This is a genomic window from Bacteroides sp. AM41-16 (genome assembly GCF_003603495.1).
In the GTDB taxonomy this organism is placed as follows: Bacteria; Bacteroidota; Bacteroidia; order Bacteroidales; family Bacteroidaceae; genus Bacteroides; species Bacteroides uniformis.
The window spans coordinates 99,403-109,262 of sequence record NZ_QTNE01000021.1; the positions used below are offsets into that span (position 1 = coordinate 99,403).

The 9,860-nt window shown below is 51.5% G+C and carries 9 protein-coding genes and 1 pseudogene; 1 reads left to right on the forward strand and 9 read right to left on the reverse strand.

Annotated elements, in window-relative coordinates; genetic code table 11:
- Positions 1-217 precede the first annotated feature (217 nt).
- From DW896_RS16970 to DW896_RS16995, 4 genes are all read right to left on the reverse strand, one after another.
- Positions 218-706, reverse strand: a complete 489-nt coding sequence (locus DW896_RS16970; protein WP_008654991.1) for a GNAT family N-acetyltransferase — start codon at positions 704-706, stop codon at positions 218-220.
- A 456-nt stretch (positions 707-1,162) separates the two neighbouring features.
- Positions 1,163-2,077: a hypothetical protein gene (locus tag DW896_RS16975; protein WP_044301934.1), complete on the reverse strand. Its 915-nt coding sequence runs from the start codon at positions 2,075-2,077 to the stop codon at positions 1,163-1,165.
- Between the two features lie 765 nt (positions 2,078-2,842).
- Positions 2,843-3,544 carry a hypothetical protein gene (locus tag DW896_RS16990; RefSeq protein ID WP_225719306.1) on the reverse strand — a complete coding sequence of 234 codons (702 nt, stop codon included), beginning with the start codon at positions 3,542-3,544 and terminating at the stop codon, positions 2,843-2,845.
- Positions 3,545-3,559: 15 nt separating this feature from the next.
- Positions 3,560-4,141 (reverse strand): hypothetical protein, encoded by a 582-nt coding sequence (locus DW896_RS16995; protein WP_007571996.1) that lies wholly within the window; start codon positions 4,139-4,141, stop codon positions 3,560-3,562.
- An 81-nt stretch (positions 4,142-4,222) separates the two neighbouring features.
- Between DW896_RS16995 and DW896_RS17000 the strand changes: the two genes are divergently transcribed.
- Positions 4,223-4,471 carry a hypothetical protein gene (locus tag DW896_RS17000; RefSeq protein WP_007571995.1) on the forward strand — a complete coding sequence of 83 codons (249 nt, stop codon included), beginning with the start codon at positions 4,223-4,225 and terminating at the stop codon, positions 4,469-4,471.
- Between the two features lie 297 nt (positions 4,472-4,768).
- Here DW896_RS17000 and DW896_RS17005 read toward each other — a convergent pair whose 3' ends face one another.
- From DW896_RS17005 to DW896_RS17025, 5 genes and pseudogenes are all read right to left on the reverse strand, one after another.
- Positions 4,769-6,499 carry an ABC transporter ATP-binding protein gene (locus DW896_RS17005; RefSeq protein WP_007571994.1) on the reverse strand — a complete coding sequence of 577 codons (1,731 nt, stop codon included), beginning with the start codon at positions 6,497-6,499 and terminating at the stop codon, positions 4,769-4,771.
- Between the two features lie 12 nt (positions 6,500-6,511).
- Positions 6,512-7,132: a class I SAM-dependent methyltransferase gene (locus DW896_RS17010; protein ID WP_007571993.1), complete on the reverse strand. Its 621-nt coding sequence runs from the start codon at positions 7,130-7,132 to the stop codon at positions 6,512-6,514.
- Positions 7,133-7,142: 10 nt separating this feature from the next.
- Positions 7,143-8,948 carry an ABC transporter ATP-binding protein gene (locus tag DW896_RS17015; RefSeq protein WP_007571990.1) on the reverse strand — a complete coding sequence of 602 codons (1,806 nt, stop codon included), beginning with the start codon at positions 8,946-8,948 and terminating at the stop codon, positions 7,143-7,145.
- 24 nt (positions 8,949-8,972) lie between these two features.
- Entirely contained in the window at positions 8,973-9,674 is a 702-nt protein-coding gene (locus tag DW896_RS17020; protein ID WP_007571988.1) for an L-2-amino-thiazoline-4-carboxylic acid hydrolase, read from the reverse strand.
- Positions 9,671-9,860, reverse strand: a pseudogene (locus DW896_RS17025) (hypothetical protein); the annotation flags it as partial. The pseudogene DW896_RS17025 and the gene DW896_RS17020, both read right to left, overlap by 4 nt.

The window sequence follows — 9,860 nt, forward strand, 5'->3', positions numbered from 1 at the left end:
CCAACCGGCGAGGAGGCAACGGGGGCGAGATCAGGGAAAGAATGGGATAACCGGAATAAAAGAGGAAGAAGCCCGATTGTATATAGAAGTGGGAATAACGGCTAAAAAAGAAAATCTGCCTGTGAGGGCGATTGACAAAAAAAGCCCCCTGAACCTTTTGACCGTCCAAGGGACTTCACGTGCCCGGCAAAGCGGAATTTTCGGAACGCGAGCCGGATTATAAGGTGGCTTTTAATCGTAATGCATAATTCAACAGATATTTTCCTGAATCGGAAAACTCTTTTTTATTTCCTGTATAGACATACCCGTGGCTCTCATAAAATTTTCTTGCTGCAAAATTTTCTTCCAACACCCACAGGTAAACCTCTTTTACATCGTGACTTTTTGCTGTTGTAAGGAAATGGCGCATAAGTTTTGTCCCAACACCTTCTCCTTGAAAGAACGGATCTACATACAACTCTTTCAATTCCCATATACTGTTTTTACAATCCAGTTTCATCATCCCCTTTACAATCCCGTCATCAAAAACATATATATCGTCCAAAGCTCCTATAACATCCTGATAATATAATGCAAGACGCAATACCGACATTTCATTAAAGGAAACATCATCGTTTTGAAAAATAGGGCGAAAGGCTTTTCTTTTAGAGAAAATCTGTATTTCCGCAAGTCTTGAAGCATCCTTTATCGTGGCAACTCTAATCATTTTTTTGTTTTTATAATTTTGTATTTACATATTATTTTCCCAAAAGTTTCTGTTCTTCACATACTATCCGGCACTGTTTCCAGTATGTTTTTTTCAGAAGCAAATATATAAAAATCAATTCCACAAGGTGCCATGAACGACTTTTTTTATTAAGATTCACAGGAATGTGATATAAAAGAGTTTAACTCCTCCGACGTTCCTTTGCAGCTGCATAGGGTGTCGTGTGTCTTGCCTTGATTTGTCGGGTAACGTCAGGAGCAAAAACGGGAAACGCTATCGGGAGGTAGAAAGGAATGGAAATGGGGTATAAGGGTTATAACAGGTGGACGTCCGCTTAAAAAGGAATTTCTTGTGACATGCCGGGTATGGCATATAACTGGAGAGACGACCTTGCGGAATAAAGCCCCCGAAACCGGCTTTGCAGGTTCGGAGGCTTGTGCCGCATGAGGCTATTTATCAGCGTTTGCCGTGCGCCTGTCCCAGAAGATAGTCTTGCAGGGATTGGTAGCGGTTTTGAATATTAGCGTTTTCATTGAAACCGTTCAGGCAATGAAGCAATGCTTTTTCGAGCGTGATGTATCGGCGGCTGAAAGTCTGTACGTTATCCAAGCAACAGGCTTCCAAAGCGTATTTGAACGGTGCAAAATTTTCAGGTTCTTTCCGAATCCGCACATGCCACAGGAAGAACAACTGAATCGTGAAACTGTCGGATTCACCTGCTTTCATCAAATGTTCTTCATCGAGCAACCGTCGGACAAGCTCCGGGGTAAGCTGGCAATCATTTTTCCGGTAATACATGCGTTTTGCCGTATTATAGGCTGCAAACTGTTCGATGTCCTGTGCCGTCTGCCTGTATACTTCCGAGTAAAATGCACGTACTTCTTTACCTGTAACAACGATTTTCTCGTCTCCGAACTCGTATTCATACGCTTTTTCATCGGAGATTTCCTCTTCTGTTAAGGTCTTGAACCCGTAACATTCCGTTACGATGAACGGTTCTTTTCCGAACTCCGCCAGAGATTCGAGGGCATGGAGGCTGTTGCAGGAGAAGAACATGTCGTTTCCAATACTTTCACCGCTTTCCAGCAGCCGGATTTTTACGTCTTCGGAATCGTTGGTGTACTTCCATACTATCCGACAACTTGCATAATGGGGCTTCCTGCCGTTCGCCTCGACAAATCCGGCAAATCCGCTCTTGATGGCGGCCTTTGTCTTCTCTACATCCGTCAGGACGCTTCGTGCCTTACAGGTTTCGCACCGGCCGAATTGCAAAGAATCGTCGGAAATTTCCGTTATCACTTTGGTGTTGGGGTTTACTGTGGCTTCGCATACTACCTGCGTACCGCCACATCGTGTACATATTATACTCATATCTTGTCAAGATTAAAAATTAATATATCTTTCTATCCGCTATATTGAACTTGTCGATAAGGTTCAGCCAATGGCTGCAATTCCTTTTCAACAAAACAATTTATCCAGATTCTGCTTAAAGCGTAGCATTAGGCGACACTTCCCATCGCATTTACGAACCGACCCCATATAGGCGCATTGACCGCTTGTTTCATCAAACAAAAAACATGACTGCCGGAATGCCTCAAAAATTCTTATCTTAACCTGTTCGTCCAGAACTTTCCCTTCCATAATTTGATTACCATTTGCGTGCATAATACATAAAAGTTAAATTAAACTCCGAGTTATTTATTTCCCTCCTCTCGGAAGCTTTTCAGCTTTCCTTGCCGGGAGAGATTTTACATGCAGATCAGACAGCGGGGAAAGGACGGGAAGGCAAGCAAACAGCCGGGGATTTCACGGAATACCCAACCCGACAGGCGCAGCAAGGAGGGAACTGAAAGGACATCTTCGATTTGGGAAGGCTGCCGGGCAAATCCACGAGCGGTTAGCATGGCGGTACTTGACACCGGACGACCGCTGTACCTTTGCATGGGAAAATCCAACCGGCGAGAAAGTGGCGGAAACGAGATAAGGGAAAGAAGGAGATACGATAGTGGAGTAAAAGGGGAAGAAGCCGGACTGTATAAAAAAGCCGGAACATTGGCTAAAAAAGGAGGTCGTTCCGTGGAAACGGCGTACAGAGAAAGTCCTCTCGAACTTTTACTGTCCGAGAGGGCTTATCGTCTACTCTATAAAATGGTAATGGGCATTTTGGCATTCTCCGTTCGATTGTGTCTTTTGCAAAACGTCATCGACGCTGGAATATCGGCTAAAACAGCCGTTATATATCTGCTTGCCGTCGAGCGTTATCCGTTGCAGGTAACAGCCGCATACTCCGTCACGGCTACGGTCAGCGACAAAATAGAACACGATACCGTTGCTGTACGACAATCGCAATTCCGTATAGTTTATCTCGGTTTTGGGCTGTTCGGTCGGCAGACGGGTATTGAAATAACCCGTAGCCAGCATGACCTGTCCGGCGAAACGCATGGCTTCTGCCCGATATTTTTTCATGGCCGAAGCCACGGGGCTTTCGTCCCGACCGTTTCCGACAAACGATGCGGGCAGGCTTCTGTTCCTGTAAGACAGTTTGAACATGCCGACCTCTTCCTGCACCACGGGCAGGCCGACAGCTTCGTACTCCTCTTTCGTCATTTCGATGAAACGTGTGCGTTCCTCGTCCAGATAGAGGCGGTAAGCGGGTTTCACCCGCTCCCGCTTCTCTTCATATTCCGCCTGTTCCCGTGCGTTCATGCAGTTATAAACGTGTCGGGACACTCTCCGCACCGCATTGACGAAAGTCGGGCTTTTGCATATCCCGAAATGCCGGGCGAAGTCGGGTACAGTCCCGATAAAGCCGTACTCTTTCCAATGATAGGTTCTCATGGCTGTCTGTCCGATTTAATCCACGACCACATATTCATTGATACTGCAGCAAGAATCGGGGTTTTCCTGCGCCCATTCTTCAAACAGAGCCTTGGCATCCTGTTCCGAGCGGACGGTTTTTCCTGCGACCTCGCCAAGCCACGCAAACAGGCTCTCCCTGTCGGCAAAATATTCGCAGAAGTATTTGCCTTTGGCAGTACATAAATCGACTATGTATTTGTCGGTAAAATACTTGCCTTCGCTGTCGTTGGTCTCGTAGAAGCCCATTCCCGGCTCTTCGGTCTGGTAATAATAACGGAGCGATGGGAATTTCTCGCACACGAGGTCGAATGTCTCGTTGCATGGCCCCCATGCCGTCTCCGTCGTAAAGCGGAGGGTTTCGCCTACCATTTCGAGGTTTGCCCAATCTCCCCGACAACTCACCTTGTCCCAGTCCTTGCCCAAGGCATCCACAAGACACCCCAGCCATGATGTCCCGAAGCCGTTTTTCACGGCAGGCGTTTTTCTGTCCTGCAAATCTTTCATCAACTCATAGAGGCTTTTGATTTCCTGCGCGTCGCCCTCTATCACATACGCTGTTGAACACCAGTTTGGCATAATCGTTAATTTTTATTCGTTAAACTTTTTCTTCCCTTTTTTCGGAAGCTGTTCCGGCTTCCTTATCGGGATAGATTTTACATGCAGGCCAGACAGCGGGAAAATGAGGAAAAGGCAAGGAAACCGCCGGGGATTGAACGGAATACCCAACCCGACAGCGCAGCACGGCGGGGACCGAAAGGTCATCTTCGATTTGGGAAGGCTGCCGGGCAAATCCGCGAGCCGGTTAGCGGAGCGGTACTTGACGACCGAATGACGCTGTACCTTCGCATGGGAAAATCACACCGACAAGGGAGTGCGGCAGGGAGCGATAAGAACGAGAATAAATAAAAAGGAGAGGTGAACGGGATATAACGGGTATAGAATATGGACTTGAAAAGGAAATTTTTCGGTATAATTATAATAAGGTGTTTCCGGACACGAGGCCGGGTAGCCGTCTTGTCTCTGCCATAACCGAAAGGTCCAGCGAACAATGAATAACGCAGCATCGTTCAGCAGTCAGAAACAGTAACTATGCCGTCGTACTGATTTACGACAATGCCGATAAAATAAGGAAAAGCCGAAAAGAGGGGCTTGCCTTCTTTCCGGCTTTTCGTGAAAGTCCTATTATCCGGGCTTCCCGTTATTCTATACGGTCCAGCCTGCGGACTTCTCTTGAATCGTCCACAGACGGGCATAAAGCCCCTCGTGCCGCATCAGTTCGTCGTGCGTGCCTTGTTCTTTTACCCGTCCGTCTTCCAGAACGACGATCCGGTCCGCATTCATGATCGTCTTAAGCTTGTGGGCGATGACGATGACGGTGCGTCCCTTGATAAGCGTGTCGATGGCTTTCTGCACCTCCACCTCGTTTTCCGGGTCGAGCGATGCGGTCGCCTCGTCCAGCAGGATAATCGGCGCATCCTTCAAGATGGCGCGGGCGATGGATATGCGCTGTTTCTCGCCGCCGGACAGCGTGCAACCGCCCTCACCCACCATCGTGTCGTATCCCTGCGGCAGGCGCATGATGAAATCGTGGCAGCAGGCTTTCTCGGCTGCCGCGATGATCTCCTCGTCCGTCGCACCGGGCTTTCCGAAACGGATATTGTCGCGTATCGTGTCCTGAAACAGATAGACGTCCTGGAACACCATCGAGATGCGGCTCATCAGACTTTCAGGTTCTATATCTTTCATCGGAACGCCATCGAAAAGGACACGCCCCTGCTGCGGGTCGTAGAATCGGGCGCAAAGTTTCATCACCGTACTTTTCCCGCTCCCCGAAGGACCGACGAGAGCCGTCAGCGTGTTTCTCGGAAACGCGATGGAAACGTCCTGAAGCACCTTCTTGTCCTGATAGGCGAACGACACATGCTCGAACCGGATGTCGCCGGTGGCCGGCGCCTGCCGTTCGCCTTCCATCTCCGGCTCGTTCATCAGCGTGAGAATACGCCCTCCGGCAATGGAGAAGTAGCGGAACTCCGCAAAGTTGGTCAGCGCCGAAGTCAGCGGGTCGAACACGCGCGAGCCGACCACGAGGAACAGCACGAAGACGAGCAGCGAGAGTTCGCCTCCCAACAGCAGGTAGGTTCCGCACAGCACCATCAGGGTCAGTCCGGCCCGCACCAATGTAATGCTCAGCAGCACGAAAGGCCCCAGCATGGCTTCCTGACGGATACAGGCACGGCGCAGTTCCGCAAAAGCATCGCGCAGGCGGACAAAGCGGTCGCCCAGCAGGTTGTAGGCTTTCATCACGCGAATGCCCTGCAAGTATTCCTCCAAGCGGTTCCCGGCATTGATTTTGGCTTGTATCTGCCTGCCGCTCAACTTTTTCTGCACACTCGTGCTCATCCATAGGACAAGCAAGGCGACCGGCAGTGCGGCGAACATGGCAACGGCCATCCGCCAGTCGATCCATACCAGCGAGAGGAATGCCAGCACGGGCATGACGACGGCTCCCATCAGTTGGGGCAAATGGTGGGAAATGCCCGTCTCGGCCATCGTGAAATCGGTAACGAGCATGGACGAAAGATCGCCGGGGTCGCGCCGGGAAAGAAATCCGAGAGAGAGTTTCCGCAGATGTTCCGCCAGTGCAATGCGCCCCGACGCACTCATTTCGTAGGCTCCTCTGAAATTGGCCCGGTAGGAGGCCCGTTCGGCCAAAGCCATCACCAGCATATAGACAGCCAATATGCCGAAAATGCACCACAGTCTTGCCGTGTCGAGCGGTCGTCCGCTGCCGTCGAACGCGGCGAAGATGATGCGCACCGCCTCGATGGAGAGGCAGAAAGGTATGATGTTGACCAGATTGGCGAGCATGGTATAGCCCACGGGCTTGTAAAGACGTTCCGTATGGCCTATCGTAATGTTTTTAATCGCATTCATGTTCCACTCCTTTCATTTATGTGCGACGATATGCAGTTCTTCTTTTTTCTGAATTACCCGGATGTCGGAAAAGCCGGCTTGGGACAGCAACTGTTTCAGTTCTTCGGCTCCGTACACCGTCATTCCCTTTATCCGCTCCGTCCACGCCTTTCCGAGTTCGGGGTCGCTCGCTTCCAGACTGATGAGAAAGCAGCCCCCTTTCCGGATCACGCGGAAGACTTCGGCCAGCGCCTTGCTGACGGAAGACCAGAAATAGACGGTCTCGAAGGCCGTAACGGCATCGAAGGCCCCGTCCCCGTAAGGCAGGGAGCAGACATCGCCCTGCTGTATGAAACATCGGCGGTCCAGTTCTCCCGCATTGTGCCTGCGGGCGAAGGCGACGCTCTCCTCCGACAGGTCCATGCCGTAAACTTTTCCCTGCGGACACAGCTTCAGCAGACGCTTCACGTTGGCGCCGCCCCCGCATCCGATGTCCAGCACATTCCATTCCGGCCGCCAGTCCACCTGTTTCATGCCGCGATGGGCCAGCGAAGCGTGGAAACAGTTCATTCCCCGCAAAATCATCCGTCCCCAGAATCCCTGCGGACAACTCGTATTCTGTAAAATATCGTTCAAGAAACTATTCTTTTTCATATCTCCGTATTCAATTTTTGTTCAACTTCCAATGATAAGCGCTCGTATAGGCATCCCACATGTTCTTGTAGAGCCCCTCGGCGACGGATAAGTCGTCGTGCTGGCCCTGCTGTACGATCCGTCCCTGCTGCAAGACCACGATGTTGTCCGCCGAGACGATGGACGACAGCCGGTGGGCGATAATAATCACGGTCTTGCCTTTTATCAGGGATTGAAGGGCCTGCTGCATCTTGTATTCGTTCTCCGGATCGGCGAAGGCCGTGGCTTCGTCCAGTACCAGTATCGGCGCATTCTTCAGAATGGCGCGGGCCACGCATACCCGCTGCGCCTCGCCGCCCGACAGATACACGCCCTCGTCGCCTATTCTCGTCTCGTAGCCTTGCGGCAGCCGCTCGATGAACTCGTGGCACTGGGCGGCTTTGGCCGCCGCCACGACCGTTTCTTTCGTTGCGGCGGGGGAACCGACGGCGATGTTCTCGTACAGCGTGTCGTAGAACAGGAACGTATCCTGAAAGACGAATGAAACGGTATCCATCAACTGCGTCGTAGCGATGTTCTTGATGTTCACGCCACCGATGAGAATCTCGCCCTGCTCCACGTCCCAGAAACGGGGAATCAGGTTCGCGACGGTGGACTTGCCGCTTCCCGAAGGCCCCACGAGCGCCGTAATCCGGCCTTGCGGCGCCGTGAAGCAAACATCGCGCAGCGCCTCGGTACGTGTGCCCTGTTCCGTATTTTCGTAGGAGAATGACACGTGGCGGAACTCCACCTCATACGACTGCGGCACTTCGGGGTGTTCCGGTTCGGGAACGGGCTTTTTCTCCAGAATGCGGTCGATACGCGCCACGCCTTCGTCGATCTCCTTGGTGTTTCCGCCCAGGAACGTCAGTTTGTAGATGGGCGAAGCCACACCCGGTCCCATGATGATGAAAAACAGCCATACGGCGGCCAATGCGAGCGACTGCGGATTCCCTTGTATCAGCAGGATACCCACGGGAAGAATGAACGTCACCATCGAACCCAGCAGGACGGTGAACGCGATCATCCCGTTCTGGTAGGTGTCGCAGCATTTCAGGGCGAATGTCTTGTAAGCCTGTATCTCGGCGTTGAACTGCCGGAACGAGCGGACGCTCTGTCCGAATATCTTCACCACGGGCATTCCCCTGACGTACTGCACGGCGGAGGCGCTCATCTTTTCCTGCGCATCATAGTAAATACTCATGAACTCCCGTGCCTTCTTCCCCATGAAATTGGAGAATTGCAGGGCGAAGCTCAACAGCACCACGGCCAGACAGACCGCCGTCAGCCATGTATCCAGCGAGAAAAAGATGACGAGCATCACCACGACCGTCGCCACTACGTTCACCAAATCGGGAATCGTGTGGGCGATGAATCCCTCGATTTTCTCGATGTTCTGCTCCATCGTCTTCTTGATGGCTCCGGTAGAGGTGTTGTTGAGATAACCCAGCGACAGTTTGCCGATATGCTCGGACAGCCGGACACGCAATCCGTACAGAATGCGGAATGCAGCCACGTGCGAGGACATCAGGGCGGCGTACAGCAGCACCAGTCCGCCGATAAGCCCGCAGAAGGCGATCCAGCCCCAACGAATCATGCCGGCTTCGTCCACCGAAGCCGGGCTTGTACCGTGCGTCAGCAGCTCTTTCAACACCTCGTACACCGCCCAATAGGGTACGAGCATACACACGGCGCTGCCTGCCGACAGCAGACCCGCCAGAAAAAGCAGCCCTTTCTTCTGCCCCGCGATCTCGAACAGGCGGGACAGACCTTCTTTCTTCTTTTCTTTTGTTTCCATATATTGAATTTTATCCGATTCTCTCTATCCGTTGTTGGTAAATTCCTGTAAATCTTCCGGCCGGATTACAACAGCCCCGTCAGCCGCTCCCCGCTCTTTTGTCAGCCGGAAATCGCAGCACGAAGCACCGTGTGCCAATGTGCGGGTCCGTGTCAGCCGGATACCGAGTACATCGTGTGTGATATAATCATTCACGCAGAAATAGGGGAAAAAGCACTCGACGCCAATACGGGAACAGAGTTCGGCGACCGGGCACCGGGCAATGTCCATACCGACATCGAACGTATCGTCCGCATTCGGCAACACGCAATCGAACAGCCAATCGTCCTCTGTGGAAACATGCGAAGCGGAAGCGATGCGACGCACATAGTCGGGCGAACACAACATTTCGCGTATTTCCGAAATTTTTTCAGAAGGGATACTCGACAACGTGAGCTTTTTCAATGCTTTCTGCGTAACAATGGAAAGTTCTGCCGGACTCCATCCTCTGGCCGACAGTTCTTGCCACAGACCGATCTCATAGGCTATACCGATAATGTTTTTCACCCATGGTGATGTCGGCGGGACATCCGGAATGATTGCGGAGATACGATGAAAATTCTCGACAGCCGCTTCCATCACGGAATCAACGGATTCGACCGACAAACGGGATGCCAGTTCTTCCCTGAAAAATTCTTCGAACCGTTCCAACATTGGGAGATAAGGTTCAATCGTCGTCTCTTTCATCTTTCATGGAGAATTGCCGCCGTGTCATGGGAATTCGATACGATTTCATATCCCAACATCGAACTGAACTTGTAGCACAGCCGCGTCATCCGTCCCAATATTTGCCCGAAGAAGAAGCCCCAGCGCGGACGGAAAAACTTCATCCTTAATTCCGCAACACTATTATAAAATATTTTTTTTAAGTAC